This window comes from Bacteroidota bacterium (assembly GCA_016720935.1).
In the GTDB taxonomy this organism is placed as follows: Bacteria; Bacteroidota; Bacteroidia; order AKYH767-A; family 2013-40CM-41-45; genus JADKJP01.
The window spans coordinates 123,728-142,335 of sequence record JADKJP010000005.1 but is presented as its reverse complement, the minus strand read 5'-3'; the positions used below and the strand labels follow the sequence as shown (position 1 = coordinate 142,335).

Sequence of the window (18,608 nt, the reverse complement as noted above, 5' to 3'; positions counted from 1 at the left end):
CCTTGCACAAGGGTGTCCATGGAAAAAACGAATTCTTTACAAAAACTGTTTAATATCCTGATCCTGATCCTTCTGATCAAGATTGCAGGATATTTTACCGTTTCGGAGAATGTCGCCATTACACGAATCCTGAAAATTATTTTTCGGACAGGGATGACCCTGGCCATCTTCGGAGTTTACACTTCTCTGAAAAGCAAAGGTTGGCTGGCCAGCTGGTCCTGGAGTAATTCCATCATTCCATTGTTTTATGGAGCCTACCTGGTGTTGGGATTCATTTCATTCTTCTGGTCAACAGATATAGGGTATTCCGCTCTGCAATTGTTGATGAACCTGGAGAGTTTTCTCTTCGCGTATTATTTTATTGCTGTCTTTCTACTCATTCGTAAACACCAGCCTGAGAGTGCAATCCGGCTAAGTTATTTGCTCGGAAATGCGGTGTTTTTTATTCTGTTGATTTTTGTAGTTGGAGTAATTGTCGCACCGGATATTTTTTACCGACTGACACATGGCGGTGAAGAAGCCCGGCTTGGCGGATACCTGATGAATCCGAATGAACTCGGCATGCTTGCTGTTATTGGCGCGTCCATGGTGGCTTTGGAGCTGAGGGAGAATCGAAGCAAGTTCCTACTCATATTCATGATGAGCATTGCTCTGGTTGCGCTTGTACTTACCGGTTCCCGTTCATCGATGATTGGGTTTGTCTTGATTCTACTTTATTTCACACTCCGAAGCGAAAACAAAAAACTGAAAGCAGGTGTGCTGATCGCGATGGCAGTAGCCATGCCATTTGTATTGAGTACCATCATCATCAAGCAAGGAAATGTCGATGAAGTATTGAGCATGACCGGTCGTCTGCCTTTCTGGAAAGCTTTGCTCACAGAGGGTTTGCCGAATGAACCTTTGTTCGGTTATGGTTACATGCGTATTGCTTACAAAGATTATTTCCAGAGCGTGCACACCTATGCCGGACAGATGACTCACAATACATTTATTCAGGTGTTGATGAATCTTGGTATTGTCGGTTTTCTGCTTGTTATATTGCAATTGGGAATCACGATTCGGTTTTTTCTTCGTTCAAAAGACATTGAGAAAAAAAGTTTTTTTGTCGCTTTGTTTATTCCAATTCTGATCAATTCATTTACTGAGTTCGGGATCTTTGGGGAAACCAATTATGGTATTCTTTTTTATCAATTGCTGATCTTTTACGGAGTCTTGCAATACAACGAGAATCTTTCGCGAAGAGAAAGAGTAATCATGAATACCGGTAAAAAGATCGGTTTTTCAGAAAAATTTGCCGGTTAATCATTCCAATTTTGGGATTTCGTTCCCATTTTACAACAAAGGAAATTTTCAAAGTGCATTAATTAAACAGAAATCCATTCTTTTCTGCATGGCATGGTTTACGGTAATGAGGCTCGAATTTATCACCTCACATGTCCAGATTTCAGAATTCCGATTTGTCCATTCTCCTTCGATTGTTTTCAGGAGAGGGAAAAAAAGTATTTGTTTGTTCCGATGACAAAGGAATAGACCACAACAGCCCGTTTCCCATCCATGTTTTTCACCGGGAAGAATCGATACCTGATTCCGGGCATCTGGTTTTATTGGTATCTGATTCGGGTTTTCTCGATAAGATCAATGATCTCCGGAAGTTTGACCAGGTATTTCTGATTTCAGGTGAAGGAAAATCAATTCATGGATTTCATCATTATGCCTTTCATGGCGTTTGCAATCCCGACAAGACTTTGCGCTGGATTTATCCTTGCGATTTGCAAAAGCCAACGTTTTTAAATTTATACAATGCAGGCACAATTAAGGGTAGAATATTTCAGACACTGGTAAAACTGGCTTTCAGATTTGGATTGCGGTCCGCGCCGGCGTCACTTTCGTTCAGTTTGTATTCTCGCCAGCCTTCCCGTTTGGATAATTTGCTCCAACAGGTAAAACACGATCAGTATTCCATTTTTACAGGAACTATAGGTGTGAACAGGAAATGCGTTGTTGAGATCAATACAAAAGGTAACACCACACATTTTATAAAGATCCCTTTTAGCAGTCATTCCGGTTTGCTGATTCGAAATGAAAAGCAAATGCTGAACATCATGAAAAGTTCCGGTTTCAGAAGCATGGAAACACCTCAGGTGTTGCATGTTGAGGAGATGGACGCCGAAGTGATTGAGAATATTAAACCTGAAAAAATTCAACGCAGCATTGAGTTTACCCATTTACACGCGGGTTGTCTTGTGGAGCTCTATCTGAAAAACCTGACTGTTGACAAAGTCCGTTCGACAGAGTTCATGGAAAGGGTTTTACAGAATATCTATTTAGCAAAAGGAAACCTTGTAAAGAACCCATTGCCTGTTGCGGAGAATCTGCTGGAGAAAATCAGGCAGTTGCAAAAAAGTATAGACATGTCGGCAACGGTGCATCTTGGTATGACACACGGGGATTTTACTCCATGGAACATGTATGCAGGAGAAAAAAAACTGTACGTATACGACTGGGAATTAGCACGCCGGGACGCACCGGTATTGTTTGATGTGATTCACTTCATTTTTCAACGCGAAGTGATGATCAACAAATCATCTATTGAAAAAATTGAAGCGGAAATCCGAAAAGCTTTTGATCAGCCTGCGCTAAAAGAATTGATCCGGATTTTTAATATTGATACTGAATTGCATTACAGGTTGTACCTGATGTCCACCATCAGTTATTACCTCAACATCTATTTGTTACAGGAAAAATTGCATCCGCAGGCATTCTGGCTGATGGAAGCATGGGATGAAGCATTGAGCAGAACCTTGCCGGTGAATAGCACGACCAGTATGCGTCGTGCATGCATTCGCAATTTCTTCAGACAAATTAAAAACAGGAAGTATGCTTTGCTGAAATACATTCATGCCAGCATTGATGATCTTCCCGAATATTCTGACCTTGATTTACTGGTTGCAAAAGAAGAAGTACCCGGAATTCTGACTGTATTAAAAAGACAGTCAGGGGTGATCAAAACAAATGTCTACAAGAAATCATTTATGACCACTGTAGAATTGTTTTTTGAGGATCAATCATTTCTTTCGCTCGACCTGATTCATACTTTTCAGAGAAAAGCGTTGAATTATCTGGATGCAGGTAAGATTCTGCGCAGTGCGACGACAAACGCGGAAGGCATTCGTGTGCCTGAAAAACGTTTTTGTTTTGAATATACCTGGTTGTTCTATACGCTGAATCATTCTTCTGTACCTGAACGATACATCAGATATTACAGTCAGATGGACAGTGTCGTACGCGGACAAATATTAAACCATGTGCACTCTTCCTTCGGGTTGCGTTGTGATGGACTGGAAGATTTATTTCAGTACAAAATTTCAATGCAAAACCAGGTAATGACAGCCATCAGGAACCTGCATGCTAACAATACTGTTCGTCGCATTCAGTCGGCACTGAGTTATGCGATAGATACTGTACGTGATCTGATCAACCGCCGGGGTTTTGTCATTACGCTCACAGGTGTTGACGGCGCTGGAAAATCAACCATCATTGCAGGAATAGAACAAATGCTTCAGGAGAAATTCCGGAAAAAAGTTGTGGTGGTTCGTCACAGACCATCCCTATTCCCCATTCTCAGTGCATGGAAACACGGTAAAGCAAAAGCGGAGGAGATCTCTGTAAGCAAGTTGCCACGCACCGGGACTAACAAAAGTACTTTATCATCCTTGTTTCGATTTATCTACTACTATACGGATTATTTATTCGGACAATTTTATATCTACTTCCGGTATAATCTTCGCGGTATTATTGTGGTGTACGACAGGTATTATTTTGATTTTATCGTTGATGGAAAGCGTTCAAATATACACATGAACCCGAAAATCACTCGATCCTTGTACAAACTCTTATTTAAACCGGAAGTGAATATTCTGTTGTTTGCCCCGGTTGAAGATATTCTGAAAAGAAAACAGGAGCTGGATGCTCAAACGATTCATGAGCTTACAGAGAATTACCGTGAACTTTTTGAACGATTGTCGATGCGTTCAAAGGATGCGATGTATGTTCCTGTTGAAAATACCGATAAGCAGGAAACCCTGCGTGTTATTGAATCCGCGATTGTAAGAGCCGCTTAAAAAGATATACCTACATGAAACAGGTGATGGAACAACTAATCCGCTTGCGTAACCCCAACTTCTCTTTTGACAGGGAAGTTCGCAGCGGATTGTTGCTTTCCTTTTTTACTTCCTTTCTGGTTCAACTCCTGAGAGGAACAAAGCTCCTCGTTTATGGAAAATACGCGAAAGGCATAGCACTCGGGAGAGGTGTACGTTTTTTTTATACTTCAAACATGAGCATCGGACAATTTGTGAAAATCGGTGATCACACTACCTTAAACGCGACAGGTAAAGGACGCCTGGTCATTGGAAAAAACAGCGGAATAGGTGCATTCAGCAGAGTGATCATTTCAACCTCTTTCAATAATCTCGGCAGTCATATTCATCTCGGAGAAAATGTTGGTATTGGAGAATTCGCCTATCTCGGTGGAGGAGGAGGATTGGAAATTGGCGACGATTGTATCGTTGGACAATATTTTTCCTGTCATCCCGAAAACCACAATTATGATAATCCTGAATTATTGATTCGCGAACAAGGTGTAACGCGCAAAGGAATTGTGATTGGTAAAAATTGCTGGATAGGTTCGAAGGTAACAATTCTCGATGGCGTTACCATTGGCGACAATTGTGTGATCGCGGCCGGAGCAGTTGTGAATCGTGACATGCCTGCAAATTCTGTAATCGCGGGAGTTCCGGCACGGGTTATTAAAACAAGGGACAAAGAGTCTGTATTAAATATTCAAAGTTTAGCTTCCTGATATTTTTTTATTCAAATGAAAAAGACAATTCTTGCAACAGCTTACGCGGTGAACCCTTACAAAGGTTCAGAAGATGGAATGGGCTGGAACTATGTGTGCCAGATCGCACGCTTTAATAAGGTAATTGCTGTTACCAGGAAAAATAACCGTGAATCAATAGAGAAATATTTGCGCGAACATTCTGTAGCTGAAGCTGAGAATATTCGCTTCCTGTATTATGATCTTCCAAAATGGACACGCTTCTGGAAAAAAGGTCCATTGTTGTCGATGATTTATTATTACATGTGGCAATTGTTTTTGCCGGTATTTGTAAAAAGACAAAAAGTTGAATTTGATATCGCGCATAACCTGAATTTTCACAATGACTGGACCCCAACCTTTCTGTGGGTTTTTAAAAAGCCCCTGGTGTGGGGTCCGGTAGGGCATCATCCAAAAGTTCCAAAGGAATACATTCTGCCGGTGTATGGATGGAAGTCTTATGTAGCGGATAGATTTCGTTGGGTTTTGAAACTGGCGTTCTGGAAATTTGACCCATTCCTGAAAATTTCAGCAAGGAAAGCTGATATCATTTTGTGTATGAACACCGCTGTAGCGGATCATTTAAAATTTGATACAAAGAAAATGGTAATCTGTTCCTCTGTAGCTTCAGAGGCAACTCCTGAACAAACAAAAATTCAGGATTCAGGATTGCGAATCATTTCTGTTGGAAGATTTGTATGGCTGAAAGGTTTTGATATTACGATTCGATCCTTCGCGAAATTTTACCATGAGCTGAATGAAAAAGAAAAAGAGGGAGTTCACCTGACTCTTGTAGGCGATGGTCCGGCTGCCAATGCTTTGAAAAAGCTCACGAAGGATTTGCAGGTGGAACATGCTGTTACTTTTATACACTGGATTCAGCGTTCGGAATTGAAGTCTTTGTACAATCAAAGCGATGTATTTCTGTTTCCATCACACGAAGGAGCGGGAATGGTGGTTGCTGAGGCGATGTCTCACGGTTTGCCGGTAATCTGTTTTGACAATTGCGGTCCAGGTGAATTTGTAAATATTGGAAGCGGACTGAAAGTAAAATACAGTACGTATTCCCAATCGATAAATGATTTTGCAAATCAATTGATGCGCGTTCATTCGGATCGTGAACTGCTGCGAAATCTGAGCCTTTCTGCCTCACTTACCTTCCGTGAGAAATACGAATGGAATGTAAAAGGAAAATTGCTTCAGAATGTTTATTCAACCCTACCACAGCGAGAACGATTAATCTGTGTTCATTTGTTGAACGATTTCAGCGGAAGTCCGCTTGTGCTTGCCAACGCGATTCGTGGTTTTGTTCAGAATGGAAAAAATGTTGAGTTGTATACATCTTCCGCAACACAGGATGGTTTTCTTTCCGGTTTGGGTGTTAAGGAAAATAAATTCTGGTATCGCTTCCGGGAGAATAAGTGGAAACGATTACTGGCGCTTAGTGCCAGCCAGCTGCATTTGTGCGGTTTGTTATTGTTCAGGTTAAGGAAAAGAGATACTGTTTATGTGAACACTCTGCTTCCTTTTGGTGCCGCCGTAGCCGCAAAGATCAGAGGTGTTCGTGTAATTTACCATTTGCACGAAACATCAATGAATCCACCGGTATTGAAGTGGTTTCTGAAGAAAGTGGTACAATGGACAGCGTCTCATGTCGTTTATGTTTCCAGATTCCTTCAGGAGAAAGAACCTGTGAATGGACCGGAAATGCATGTTGTGTATAACGCATTGAGCGATGAGTTTCGTCATCGCGGGAGAGCACATCATTATGAAGTAAGTGCTGAAAAGCCGTTCACAGTGCTGATGTTGTGTTCCATGAAGGAATACAAGGGAGTAAATGAATTTGTAACGTTGGCGCGTCGTTTACATTTGGTAAAATTCGAACTCGTACTCAATTCTGAAAAGAATGAAATCGATAGTTTTTTTGCCGGACAGGAATTGCCTCCGAATCTTTTTCTTTTTCCAAAACAAAAAAATGTTCACCCCTTTTATGAGCGGGCATCGTTGGTACTGAATTTATCGCATCCTGATAAATGGATAGAAACTTTCGGAATGACAATCCTGGAAGCCATGAGTTATGGAATTCCCGAACTGGTTCCGAATATTGGCGGCCCAAGGGAAATTGTTGATGATGGCGAAAACGGTTACAGGATTAACGTGAACGATCTTGACAAGATAACCGAGACCATCCTTTATCTGGCAATGAACCGTGGAGAATGTCTGAGGTTGTCTACTCAGGCGAGAAGGAAAGCTGAATTTTTCAGTATTGATTCCATGCATCGGCAATTGGATGAGGTATTATCATCCTGAATGAATTATTCGAGCAAATTTGTAAGCAAACATTACTCGATTTCTTTTTTCCAAAATGATTCTTTTTCCAGTAATGGGAAAGAGTGTACTTGAATTTACATTTTTTTGGAACTTGTTTCGTTTTTTAATTAAAAACAGATTAATAGTAAAAATTGACTTGTACTTTTTCGTTTTTTATCAAACCCTTTTTTTTGGATTCCACTGTTATTTTCCTGATAAAAGAAAAAATTCCCGTAAATGGAATTTTCTCAAATCGAAAACCTTGAAATTGGCTTAAGAACACGGTTTTTCCATGATGGCATGGCTCTGGTAAATGGCAGAGCCAAATGAAAGCCTCCCGTATTATGAATTATTTTAGGAAATTTTGTTCATGCCTTGTTGTGACGGCCTTATTTCTATTTGCCTTCACAAGTTCAAAAGGTGCAAACTACTATAGCCGGACCAGCGGAGGTCTCTGGACTAATCCTGCAACGTGGTCGACTGTAACTTATGGTAACGCAACAAATACAGGAACCTATCCCCAGGCAGGTGACAACGCATATATCGGAGATGGTTATATCGTGTATTTTAATACGAATACAACTGTCGCAAACATTTTTGTTGGACAAGGCAGCTCAGGCGAACTTCAGTTTTATAACCTGGCTGTTTACTGGCTTACAGTTACAGGTAACATTACTGTTTACAATGGAGCAAAATTCAGATATACTTATAATAGTACACTCACTCATCAGGTATACCTGAGCGGAGACCTTACAAACAATGGAGAAGTTGATTTTTATTATGACTCAAATGATCTGGTCAATTTGACATTTCAAGGGGCAACAAATAGTGTAGTTTCAGGTGTAGGTTCCTGGGATTTGAATTCTGTTTCAATGGTGAAAATTACTTCCAAGTCTTATTACATGGAAGTTCAGGATTACAATTTCGAATCCGCAACTCGCACACTGAATCTTACCTACGGTACATTTATTCACAATAATTCAGGGACTTATGTTTTTGGTCCATCTGCTGATTATACTCTTATCGGAAATGTAAATATTGACGCCCGTGCAGGTACTCTGAATTTTGCACCGACATCGACATATTTGAATTTACAAGGTGGATTGTATGTTTCCGGGGGTACCGTTAATGTTGGAGCTACTACAGGCACAGGAGGTATTCGAAGTGACCAGCAAATCGCAGGAATTGTACCTTATCTTGAAGTGTCAGCCGGACTTTTAAAAGTATATGGAAGTATCAGTTTCAAAGTTGGTTCCTTCGCGGAGCCTTTCAGTTTTAGAATGACAGGAGGCGATGCGCTGATCAATTGCGGTTCAACCGGAGTGAGTACAGAGGTATTTTATATGACAGACCTCGCGGCAAGTTCTTTTGTAATGAGTGGTGGGACATTTACCATTGAAGAAAATAATACAACCGGTGGAACTATTATGGATTTTTCTTTTTGTGGTAATGTTGGAACGGTGAATGTTACCGGAGGCGTTGTTCAGTTCGGAAATGCCAGCACTACGAACAATACAAATTTTAACTTCAAGCCATTTCCGAACGCTACTTATCCGGCGTTCCGTATTTCCGGAGCCGCAGCAAGTAATAACAAGTTGCAACCCTCCAATGGATCTACAGCGAATTTCAGATTACTGGGATTGGACATCGAGGCAGGAACTACTTTTGATATTCGTTCCATTGCCGGTGCAGCAGGAAATTCCAAGAACATGAGTTTGCGCGGGACACACGATGGCACAAACACATTTACCAACGATGGAACATTTGTTTGCCGTTCCGGAACAGTCAGTTTAGATGGTACTGCAGCTCAGGAAATCAGTGGAACTGTGATGCCTGTGTTTTACAATCTTACAATGAACAATGCTGCCGGCGCTACACTTACAACTCCGGTTTATGTATACAATTATTTGTCGATGACCAGTGGAATCATCAATACAGATTATACCAACATCATCAATATTGGTTCATCAGCAAATGCGAATGTTGGAAATTCAACTTCCTTCATCGACGGACCGATGAATCAGATTTACAGACAGTCTGCAGCAGCTGCTGGTTATTTCCCTCTCGGGAAAGGAAGTCATTGGAGACCAATGGTACTTACTCCGTCACATACTACCAACGACAGTGTAAACTATATTGGTGAAATGATTGAAACAGCGGCTAGTTCCCTTGGTTATTCATTGCCTGCATCTTTATCCGCAGTTTCAAATATCCGTTACTGGCTTATCACCAATACCAAATCAAGTATTTTTAATTCAGCGACAATTCAGTTGTATTATGGTACAGACGACGGAGTAACAGACCGTTTAAATTTACGTGTTGCTGAAGGAATTTCACCTCAATGGTATAACCGTAATGGAACCGGAACTGCAAATGGAACCGGATCCATTACATCTTCGTCATTCAATGCTTGGGGAAGTGTTTTTACTCTGGCTAACGCTACGGGTGGTAGTAATGCTTTGCCGGTTGAGCTGGTCAGCTTTACTGCTGAACGCTTGGATGACGATGTGAAACTTGACTGGACCACAGCATCTGAAATAGATAATTCCTATTTCACAGTTGAACGTTCTGCAAATAATCAGGAATATATTCCTGTAGCATCTGTTCGTGGAGCGGGAAACAGCACTTCAACTTTGAATTATACCGCCTTCGATGAAAATCCTCTGTTCGGGGTTTCTTATTACCGGTTAAAACAAACGGATTATGATGGTGCATTTACCTATTGTGATCCGGTGAAAATTGAATTTGGGAAAAAACCGGGAATCTCCGTTTCTCCAAACCCTGTGACAGGTTCAGATCTGAACATACAAATGACAAACATCCGCTCTGAAAATGTAGAAGTCAGCGTGAAACGTTCGGATGGCGCACTAGTGTATCAAAGGAATTATCCGGGAAGTCTTTTTGACGGAAACCTGCATCTCGACGGATTGGAATTGGGGAGAAACGGCATGTACATTTTAACTGTTGTAGCCGATGGTCAGTTTTATCAGGAAAAACTGATTACCCTTCCCTGATCCTTTTATTTTTAAAACGCACAAAAGATGAAATTAATATACACACTGGGCTTATCGCTTGCCGGAATTGTTTTCACTTTGCAAGTGCAGGCAATTGATAACAACCCAAAAGCTAAAGAAGAGTTTCCGAAAAAATTCGAAACAAATTCACTCGAAGCTATTCGTGATTTTTCCAATAGTATTGATCATCCGGTAGAACCTCTGCCGGAGGTATATAGAATGGAAGGAACACGCGAGCTTCCAAAGGCATTTGTAAAATTTGATAATGACAAGAATCAAATCATCACGACTCAGGAAATGAAACTGGCTATTCAGTCTTATTCCGCCGGGAAAGCCAATGTAGAGAAGACGGAACTTTGCCAGTTGATTGATTTCTTTTTTAACCAATACAAATAAAAGTACCGATTTATGACCAAGACAAAAGTTGCCATTATCGGTACTGCAGGTGTTCCCGCCCGTTACGGCGGATTTGAAACACTGGCGCATCACCTCGTTGATCAGTTGCACAACGATTACGACCTTACCGTCTATTGTAGTTCATCCTACTATCATCGAGATGAGCAGGTAAAACAATTCAATGGCGCCCGCCTGGTATACCTTCCGCTCAACGCGAATGGTCTGCAAAGTATCTTCTATGACATCATTTCCATTATTCACGCGTTGCGTTACGCGGACAAATTATTAATTCTCGGAGTCAGCGGTTGTATTCTTCTTCCATTCATTAAACTGTTTACGAATAAAAAAATCATCGTAAACATCGATGGCATGGAATGGAGACGTCAGAAATGGAGTTATCCGGTACGCAAATTTTTGAAACTGTCTGAATACTGCGCGGTGAAATTTTCCGACGCGGATATCACCGACAACGCGGCAATTCAGCGGTACACTGCCATGCACTACAAAACACTCAGCCACATGATCGCCTATGGAGCGGATCATTGTGCTGCAGAAGCGATCTCTCCTTCCAATGTTTCCCGATATCCATTTCTCAGCAGTCCGTATGCTTTCAAGGTGTGCAGGATAGAGCCGGAGAATAATATTCACATGGTATTGGAAGCCTTCGCGAATTTTTCCGCTTTCCCGCTCGTGATGGTTGGAAACTGGAGCAACAGCGAATACAGCCGTGGTTTAAAGAAAAAATATTCCTCAAATTCAAATCTCATTCTACTGGATCCGATTTATGATCAGCGTGAACTGAATATTCTCCGTTCCAATTGTACTGTGTACATCCATGGACATAGCGCCGGTGGTACAAATCCTTCTCTTGTAGAAGCGATGTATCTCGGATTGCCTGTCTTCGCTTACGATGTGAATTTTAACCGCGCCACAACAGAAGGTAAAGCCCGCTATTTCCATAGCGAATCAGAACTCTTGTCGATGCTGCAACAGGTGAAACCGGAAGAGCGTGAAGCACTGGGCCGTGAGATGAAGGCTATTGCCAACCGTCGGTATACATGGCCGGCGATTGCACAACGTTACAGGTTTGTACTTAATACAGCCTTCGAAAAACGAACCATCACTCCGCGTGTGGCTTCCATTCCGGTGCAGACAGCATTGCGTCTGGGTGTGCGTCACCTTCAGCAAAGCAATGTTTTTGAAGAACGAAAAATCGCGCAGGCATGAACACAATTACTTATCTCATACTTTCCATCCTGAGTAGCTACGTGATTACACGTTTGCTGATTCCTTTTGTGATTTCAGCAGCGAAGGAACGTAATCTGCTCGATCAGCCGGATGCGAGAAAACAACACAAAGAAGCGATTCCCGCAATGGGAGGAATCGCCATCTTCCTGTCCTTCGCGACAGTGGGATTCTTCTGGATCGGTTCCGGAAGTTTTGACCAGGTGAAATACCTGTTTCCTGCAACGATTGTTTTATTCGCCACCGGTTTGTGGGACGATATCCGTGCCTTGAGCGCAGGAAAAAAATATTTCTTCCAGCTTATCGTAGTCGTGCTGGCAGCAGTCGGCGGTTTCCGTGTCACGGATTTACATGGATTTTTTGGTTTACACGAATTACCTCTCCTTTCACAATACCTTGTAACGATTGTATTTGTCACCGCTGTGATCAATGCCTACAACCTGATCGATGGTGTTGATGGGCTCGCGGCCGGATTATCATGTCTCGCCTCGATATCTTTCGGAATCCTGTTTTATCTCAGCGGAGAATTATTTTTCTGCGCGCTAAGTTTTATTCTAGCCGCTTCTCTGCTTGGGTTTTTGAAATTCAATTTCAACCCGGCCAAAATCTTTATGGGCGATACCGGTTCTCTGATGCTCGGTTTCCTGCTCGCGATATTTGGAATTCGTTTTCTTTCGATTCCTTCATCAGTTCTTGAGCCACTTGGTATTGTCAATCCATTCAGTCTGCTTGTAGGATTCCTGTTCCTTCCTGTATTTGATACAATTCGTGTCTTCACGATTCGCATTTGCAAAGGACATTCTCCTTTCCGTGCCGACAGAAGACATTTACATCATTTGCTCCAGAAAAATAATTTCAACGCGATTGGAATCTGCATTACCATGTATTCCACCGCGCTGCTCTTTACCGCACTTTCCTGGTTTTTACAGGAACTCAATACCACCCTGACTGCTGTGCTGATCTTTTGCTGCGCCGTTGCTCTCGCTGAAATACTCACGATCGTGTATGTTCTGCGTTCTCGCAAACAGCTCGCTACCGCTTCACGTGATATCGCTCAGTACAAAAAGTCGAATCAGTTTATTAAACACATTTTGAACGCATGACCTTTATGAATACGCAAAAAAGTAAAAAAATATTTGTAGTGGAAGACAATCGTATGTATGCTTCCATGATCGAAAATCATTTATCACAGTATCCCGATTGTGAAATCAAATTGTTTTATAATGGAGAAGACTGTTTGCTCGCATTTGATCAGAACCCGGATGTTGTATTGTTAGATTTTCATCTCAATGTCGACGATGATACCGCGAAAACCGGTTTTGATTATCTGAAAATTATCAAAGAAAAAAATCCGGAGCAGGCTGTCGTGATGCTTAGTTCAATGGAAGATGTGAAACAGGTTGTCGATTTGTTAAAAATCGGCGCCTATGATTATGTGTTGAAAGATGATATGGCCTTTGATAATCTGGACAAAGTCATGAACAACCTGAACGGTGTATTGTCAATCCGTAACGAAGTAAAATCACTGCAAACTACAGTGAAAAAGCAGAACCGTCGTTTTGCATGGACTTTATTTGGAATTGTAGTCCTGGTTGCGCTGAGTTTCCGCTTTATCCATTAACATAGAAATTTACCCCCTACCCCCAATTTTTTGAATTCCCCCGGTTGCGCCCCCACGCCCTCAAACCTGCTCCGTATGAAGCAGGTTTTTTTATTTATCAGAATGAAAATTCAGACCTCTTCATTGATGATTTTATATCTATTTTTGGGCATCGGAAAACCAATTTGAATCATTCCTGATTCTCCGATTTCTCCCGGTATGAATATTCTTCTTCTCGGTTCAGGTGGTCGTGAACACGCGCTGGCCTGGCAAATGAAACAAAGCAAACATTGTGATCATCTGTTCATCGCTCCAGGAAATGCGGGAACAGCGGAATGCGGTGTGAATGTGGGCATTGGTGTTTCTGATTTCCAGGGCATCCGTAAACTCGTGATGGAAGAGGATATTCACCTGGTTGTGGTTGGTCCGGAAGAACCGCTCGTAAAAGGAATTCATGATTTTTTTCTGGCTGATCCTGTCCTGCACAAAATTCCTGTCATCGGTCCTGTTCAGACCGGAGCGGAATTGGAGGGAAGCAAAGATTTCGCGAAAGCGTTTATGAAACGCCATGGAATTCCGACAGCAGCGTATCAGACATTTACCAAAGAAGAATTAGCACAGGCGAAAAAATTTCTTCGCACACTTTCTCCACCTTTTGTCTTGAAAGCGGACGGACTTGCTGCAGGTAAAGGCGTTGTTATACCAACAACTCTTGAAGATGCGGATCGTGAACTGGATGAAATGCTCGGTCAAGCAAAGTTTGGCGCAGCCAGCGAGAAGGTGGTTATCGAAGAATTTCTAAAAGGAATCGAACTTTCTGTTTTTGTTCTGACCGATGGAAAATCCTACAAACTCCTTCCTTCCGCGAAAGACTATAAACGTATTGGCGATGGTGATACAGGATTGAATACCGGTGGAATGGGAGCAGTGTCACCCGTACCCTTCGCGGATGAACAGTTTCTTAAAAAAGTGGAGGAACGCATTGTCCTCCCAACCGTAAAAGGATTAGCCGAAGATGGAATCCATTACGTTGGATTTATTTTTATCGGACTGATGAATGTGGGAGGAGAGCCTTTCGTAATTGAATACAATGTACGCATGGGCGATCCGGAAACGGAAGTAGTGATACCACGAATACAAACGGATCTGGTGGAATTACTTTTCGCTACCGGTAAAGGAAAACTCTCCCAAGTTGAATTGAAAGTGGATCCACGTACAGCAGTCACGGTGATGATGGTGAGCGGAGGTTATCCCGGAGATTATCAAAAAGGAAAAATCATTCGTGGAATTGAAAATGTTCAGGACAGTCTGGTTTTTCATGCAGGTACTGCGAAGAAAGATCACGACATCACTTCCGCCGGAGGAAGAGTACTTGCAATTACTTCCTTTGGCGCGAACATTTCCGAAGCAAGAGAAAAATCCTATAAAAATATCTCGAAGATTTCTTTTGACGGAGCCTACAACAGAAAAGATATTGGGATGGATTTGATTTCGGATTAAGGTAGTGTGGGTATTCTAATGCCGACGGAGTTTTAATTGGTGACCAACATCTTAGTTATAGGTTATTGAGTTATTAGGTTATTAAGTTATTTGTGCCTGTTCTAATTAATGTCTCGCTAAATTAATAACCTCTATTTATAAAACTTTATGCTTTTATAATTCCACACTCATTAGAAGGACCACAAATAACTTAATAACCTAATAACTACTATCAAATAAAAAATCCCACCCCAATAAAGTGGCAGGATTTTTACAGGCAAGGCCTGAAAATTTTTAGTCGAACTTCTCCACTTCTTGGTGTTGACGCATGTAATTGAGCCATGCGAAAAAAGCGATGAAGCCAATGACAATCAGGAACTTGTTGAACCAAAGTCCCATAAATGGCACCATTTTGAAGATGCCGTTAAAGAAGTCGCCGAGGAAGTACCAGAATCCGTCCATGTGATGTGTTGATTTCTGGGGCAAATATAGAAGGAAATCCGGATTTTCAACACTTAAAATTCTATACTTTTAGCGTCAATGATTCGCTTTTTCAAATCGCCCCAGCCGGCAGCCCTGATTGTTATCCCCTTCATCGTCTTGATCTTATGGGGACAAAAGGCGCTCAATATCACCGTGCTGAACGATGAAACTGCCATGCCTTTGTGGGGAATCATAGCCGGACTGATGGAAAGTCTGCCCGCTTTCCTCAGGTATATACTGTTGGCCGGACTGATCAGCCTGGAAGCCATCTATTTGAACCTGCTCCTGAACCGTCACGAAGTACTTTACAAAAACTCCTATTTGCCTTCGCTTTGTTTTGTGTTGGCAATCTCAGCTTCTTCGGTTTTACTCGAGATTCATCCGGTGCATTTTGTGAACCTGATTTTTCTCCGCGTGTTCGACAAGATATTTTCTCTTTTCAAAAATGAAAGTCCGATACGTGCATTGTTCGACAGCGGATTTTTACTGGCAATCGCCGCATTGATTTATTTACCCGCCCTGCCGGTGTATTTGTTACTGTTGCTCGCCGTTAGTTTGCTCCGACCTTTCAGTTGGAAAGAATGGCTGGTGATGCTCATCGCGTTTGGCTTGCCTTATTTTTTTATCAGCGTTTATTTTTTCTGGGAACAAGGACTCATCGAATTCTGGAAATCTTACATCGGAAAATTCAAACACCTCTGGCCACAGCTGAGTATGCAATTCTCCCTCGCGGAAGAAGTCCTGTTGATGGTGATGGGAGGTTTACTCCTCTTGTCTTTGCTGAAACTCCGGAGCAATTATTACAAAAACATCATTCGCACCCGAACCTACCAGCAAATCATATTTTTATTTTTACTGATCAATGGTGCGGCGGTCCTGCTCATTCACAAAATTGAATGGATCCATTTCGCGTCCTTCGCGATCCCCTTCGCGATTTTTTACGCCTACTATTTTGTTTCCGCAAAAAAGAGATTGTGGTTCGCGGAACTGTTGCTCTGGATTTTTGTCGGAGCAGTGTTGTGGAATCACTTCTAAACTTTTTTAGAAAAAAAATTTTGGAACGACACTCTTGTTCCATTTAATCCCGCCCCGCCCGTTCTCCGCTCGTCCCTCGCTTCGACCGGGGTTAAATTACCGGGTAATCCGCAATAAAAAAACATTCGTGCATTCGTGGCAATAAAAAAAACATTCGTGCATTCGTGGCAATAAAAATCTCGGATGAATTCTTTCCACAAAACGACTCATCACGTACAAATGAATGATGAGAGAAATGATGGCAAGAAATGTCTAACCCCGCTTATCAAGCCACTTGTCTTCCATCTTGCGCATCTCAGCCTGGGATTTAGGATTCTTGTCGGAATAGCCCAGCAAATGAAGCACACCATGAATCATCACCCGATGCAATTCATCCTGAAAAGTAGTTTTGAATCTTTTCGAATTCGTCAACACCGTTTCTACACTAATAAAAATATCCCCTTCCACAGTTTTCTTCTCTGAAGAATTGTCGAAGGTGATGATGTCAGTATAATAATTGTGTTTCAGATAATCCTTATTCATCTGCAACAGCTTTTTATCGCTGCAAAAAATGAAGTTTAAATTCTCCAGTTTGTATCCTTCCGAACGAATCGCCTTGATGATCCATTTCCTGAGCCCGTCCTGATGCAGAAAACGGAATTTTACTTCTTCTTTGAAAAAATGTATGTTCATTTTCTTTCCATTATGTCACGAAAATAGCAAATGATATCTCGCGGAGCTTTGTACATTTGAAAAAAGATTCCATTGCATGCGGAAAATCTGTAATTCCTTTCTCTTGCTTTTGTTCTCAGTGTGCGCAACAGCTCAAACCGGTGAGGATTTCAGCTGGTGGAATACTATTCATCACTGGGACGGACATACCAGCTGGGAACAATACATGACCATTTCTCCGGCTTTCATGGGCCCGAATGCATTGCCTGTTCCGGAAATTCAGAATGCAAAATTATCCGATGAAATCCAGGTGGAACAACTGGCAGGATATCAGTTCAGCACCGGCGATAAAACCAAAGATCTTTTTTCACGAGTATATATTCCTTTGCATGAAGACAAAGTAGGTCTGGAACTCTATGTTGTGCCGATCGAATCCTTCGAAATGGATACCGCAACCCGTGATGTGCGTGCAGCCCGCACCCGGAGCGGGAAAGGAGGCGCCGGTGGAGATATTTATTTTTCCACACACATTGCAATTCTCAGTGGCAAAGAGAAATGGCCGGACATCAGTCTTGAACTTGCCTTCCGCTCCGCATCCGGAACACGCCTCCGCGATGCCCGCTATACCGATGCTGCCGGATATTTTATGGATCTTTCTTTTGGAAAAAATATTTTACTGAATAAAGAAAAGGAATTCACGCTCCGTCCTTATGTGATGGGCGGTTTCTATTCGTATCAAACCTACGACATCCAGCATTTACAAAACGATGCATTATTGTATGGAGCCGGACTGGATTTCAATTCAAAAAAGATTTCAATCTCGCAGCAATTCGGAGGATATTCCGGTTACCTGGATATCGGAGACAAGCCGATGGTTTATCGTGCCATTTTCAAATACAAAAACAAATTTGTCGACTGGAAGCTCTGGTATCAGTGGGGCCTGAATGATTTTCCTTACCAGGGAATACGTGCAGGAATAATTGTACATCGAAAGATGCCTTGAACCTTTGCGCCCTTTGCGAGGGAACAAGTTGGCCAAAAAAGGAGGTAAGACTTCTGTCTCCCTCTTTCCGTCTAACCAAAACGTATTTGGACTTAATTATTTCCCAATTTAAAATTCATCTCAACCACGCGTCCGTTTTCTGAGAAGATGAGCTGATCGGTAAGATGCTTCATCAGAAAAATTCCGCGGCCACATTCTTTTTCAAGATTTTCAGGCGCGGTAGGATCGGGGAGATTGTAATAATCGAAGCCCGGACCTTCGTCGGCGATAGTCACAGTGATTGCATTGTGATTGTGCGCGAAAGAAACACTGATGTTTTTATGAGGATCCGATTTGTTGCCATGGTAAATGGCATTGGTCACCGCTTCTGTTACGGCAACCAGCATGTTACCAAACATGTCCTCGCTAACATTGTATTTGCTGCGAACATCGTCTATCATCCGCTCGACGACAGATATACTCTCTGGGTTGGATTGTAGTTTCAAAGTCTGGCTTTCTCCGTCCACGGACATA

General features: G+C 42.0%; 15 protein-coding genes. 12 read left to right on the top strand and 3 right to left on the bottom strand.

Annotation, left to right across the window (positions count from 1 at the left end):
• Positions 1-18 precede the first annotated feature (18 nt).
• From IPP86_07220 to purD, 10 genes are all read left to right on the top strand, one after another.
• Positions 19-1,302 carry an O-antigen ligase family protein gene (locus IPP86_07220; GenBank protein MBL0138304.1) on the top strand — a complete coding sequence of 428 codons (1,284 nt, stop codon included), beginning with the start codon at positions 19-21 and terminating at the stop codon, positions 1,300-1,302.
• A gap of 131 nt (positions 1,303-1,433) precedes the next feature.
• Positions 1,434-4,121: a hypothetical protein gene (locus IPP86_07215; protein MBL0138303.1), complete on the top strand. Its 2,688-nt coding sequence runs from the start codon at positions 1,434-1,436 to the stop codon at positions 4,119-4,121.
• A 14-nt stretch (positions 4,122-4,135) separates the two neighbouring features.
• A complete protein-coding gene (locus IPP86_07210; protein MBL0138302.1) occupies positions 4,136-4,861 on the top strand; it encodes an acyltransferase in 726 nt (241 codons plus the stop codon).
• A 15-nt stretch (positions 4,862-4,876) separates the two neighbouring features.
• The gene (locus tag IPP86_07205) at positions 4,877-7,189 is read left to right on the top strand and encodes a glycosyltransferase (protein ID MBL0138301.1); all 2,313 of its coding nucleotides are present in this window, start codon (positions 4,877-4,879) and stop codon (positions 7,187-7,189) included.
• A 344-nt stretch (positions 7,190-7,533) separates the two neighbouring features.
• Entirely contained in the window at positions 7,534-10,203 is a 2,670-nt protein-coding gene (locus IPP86_07200; GenBank protein MBL0138300.1) for a T9SS type A sorting domain-containing protein, read from the top strand.
• A gap of 27 nt (positions 10,204-10,230) precedes the next feature.
• On the top strand, positions 10,231-10,599 hold the full coding sequence (locus tag IPP86_07195) for a hypothetical protein (GenBank protein MBL0138299.1): 369 nt from the start codon (positions 10,231-10,233) through the stop codon (positions 10,597-10,599).
• Positions 10,600-10,611: 12 nt separating this feature from the next.
• On the top strand, positions 10,612-11,826 hold the full coding sequence (locus IPP86_07190) for a DUF1972 domain-containing protein (GenBank protein ID MBL0138298.1): 1,215 nt from the start codon (positions 10,612-10,614) through the stop codon (positions 11,824-11,826).
• Positions 11,823-12,947 (top strand): undecaprenyl/decaprenyl-phosphate alpha-N-acetylglucosaminyl 1-phosphate transferase, encoded by a 1,125-nt coding sequence (locus IPP86_07185; protein ID MBL0138297.1) that lies wholly within the window; start codon positions 11,823-11,825, stop codon positions 12,945-12,947. Before IPP86_07190 ends, IPP86_07185 begins: the two co-directional genes overlap by 4 nt.
• A gap of 5 nt (positions 12,948-12,952) precedes the next feature.
• On the top strand, positions 12,953-13,465 hold the full coding sequence (locus IPP86_07180; protein ID MBL0138296.1) for a response regulator: 513 nt from the start codon (positions 12,953-12,955) through the stop codon (positions 13,463-13,465).
• 198 nt (positions 13,466-13,663) lie between these two features.
• On the top strand, positions 13,664-14,944 hold the full coding sequence (gene purD / locus IPP86_07175) for a phosphoribosylamine--glycine ligase (GenBank protein MBL0138295.1): 1,281 nt from the start codon (positions 13,664-13,666) through the stop codon (positions 14,942-14,944).
• A gap of 273 nt (positions 14,945-15,217) precedes the next feature.
• Here the strand turns inward: purD and IPP86_07170 are convergent, their stop codons facing one another.
• Positions 15,218-15,385 (bottom strand): hypothetical protein, encoded by a 168-nt coding sequence (locus IPP86_07170; protein MBL0138294.1) that lies wholly within the window; start codon positions 15,383-15,385, stop codon positions 15,218-15,220.
• Between the two features lie 78 nt (positions 15,386-15,463).
• Here IPP86_07170 and IPP86_07165 point away from each other — a divergent pair, with 78 nt between their 5' ends.
• Positions 15,464-16,441, top strand: coding sequence for a hypothetical protein (locus IPP86_07165; GenBank protein MBL0138293.1), 978 nt, complete (start codon positions 15,464-15,466; stop codon positions 16,439-16,441).
• A 252-nt stretch (positions 16,442-16,693) separates the two neighbouring features.
• Here the strand turns inward: IPP86_07165 and ybeY are convergent, their stop codons facing one another.
• Positions 16,694-17,113 carry an rRNA maturation RNase YbeY gene (gene ybeY / locus IPP86_07160; protein MBL0138292.1) on the bottom strand — a complete coding sequence of 140 codons (420 nt, stop codon included), beginning with the start codon at positions 17,111-17,113 and terminating at the stop codon, positions 16,694-16,696.
• A 76-nt stretch (positions 17,114-17,189) separates the two neighbouring features.
• Here ybeY and IPP86_07155 point away from each other — a divergent pair, with 76 nt between their 5' ends.
• On the top strand, positions 17,190-18,095 hold the full coding sequence (locus tag IPP86_07155) for a hypothetical protein (GenBank protein ID MBL0138291.1): 906 nt from the start codon (positions 17,190-17,192) through the stop codon (positions 18,093-18,095).
• Positions 18,096-18,187: 92 nt separating this feature from the next.
• Here the strand turns inward: IPP86_07155 and IPP86_07150 are convergent, their stop codons facing one another.
• Positions 18,188-18,607 carry an ATP-binding protein gene (locus tag IPP86_07150; protein ID MBL0138290.1) on the bottom strand — a complete coding sequence of 140 codons (420 nt, stop codon included), beginning with the start codon at positions 18,605-18,607 and terminating at the stop codon, positions 18,188-18,190.
• Position 18,608: the final 1 nt, after the last annotated feature.

What these genes read in the sequence shown, in the direction of transcription:
- IPP86_07220 (MBL0138304.1), top strand. Translation starts at nt 19, where the DNA reads ATGGAAAAAACGAATTCTTTACAAAAACTGTTTAATATCCTGATCCTG.
- IPP86_07150 (MBL0138290.1), bottom strand. Translation starts at nt 18,607, where the DNA reads ATGTCCGTGGACGGAGAAAGCCAGACTTTGAAACTACAATCCAACCCA.
- IPP86_07155 (MBL0138291.1), top strand. Translation starts at nt 17,190, where the DNA reads ATGCGGAAAATCTGTAATTCCTTTCTCTTGCTTTTGTTCTCAGTGTGC.
- IPP86_07195 (MBL0138299.1), top strand. Translation starts at nt 10,231, where the DNA reads ATGAAATTAATATACACACTGGGCTTATCGCTTGCCGGAATTGTTTTC.
- IPP86_07210 (MBL0138302.1), top strand. Translation starts at nt 4,136, where the DNA reads ATGAAACAGGTGATGGAACAACTAATCCGCTTGCGTAACCCCAACTTC.
- ybeY (MBL0138292.1), bottom strand. Translation starts at nt 17,113, where the DNA reads ATGAACATACATTTTTTCAAAGAAGAAGTAAAATTCCGTTTTCTGCAT.
- IPP86_07205 (MBL0138301.1), top strand. Translation starts at nt 4,877, where the DNA reads ATGAAAAAGACAATTCTTGCAACAGCTTACGCGGTGAACCCTTACAAA.
- IPP86_07180 (MBL0138296.1), top strand. Translation starts at nt 12,953, where the DNA reads ATGAATACGCAAAAAAGTAAAAAAATATTTGTAGTGGAAGACAATCGT.
- IPP86_07190 (MBL0138298.1), top strand. Translation starts at nt 10,612, where the DNA reads ATGACCAAGACAAAAGTTGCCATTATCGGTACTGCAGGTGTTCCCGCC.
- IPP86_07200 (MBL0138300.1), top strand. Translation starts at nt 7,534, where the DNA reads ATGAATTATTTTAGGAAATTTTGTTCATGCCTTGTTGTGACGGCCTTA.
- IPP86_07185 (MBL0138297.1), top strand. Translation starts at nt 11,823, where the DNA reads ATGAACACAATTACTTATCTCATACTTTCCATCCTGAGTAGCTACGTG.
- IPP86_07165 (MBL0138293.1), top strand. Translation starts at nt 15,464, where the DNA reads ATGATTCGCTTTTTCAAATCGCCCCAGCCGGCAGCCCTGATTGTTATC.
- IPP86_07170 (MBL0138294.1), bottom strand. Translation starts at nt 15,385, where the DNA reads ATGGACGGATTCTGGTACTTCCTCGGCGACTTCTTTAACGGCATCTTC.
- IPP86_07215 (MBL0138303.1), top strand. Translation starts at nt 1,434, where the DNA reads ATGTCCAGATTTCAGAATTCCGATTTGTCCATTCTCCTTCGATTGTTT.
- purD (MBL0138295.1), top strand. Translation starts at nt 13,664, where the DNA reads ATGAATATTCTTCTTCTCGGTTCAGGTGGTCGTGAACACGCGCTGGCC.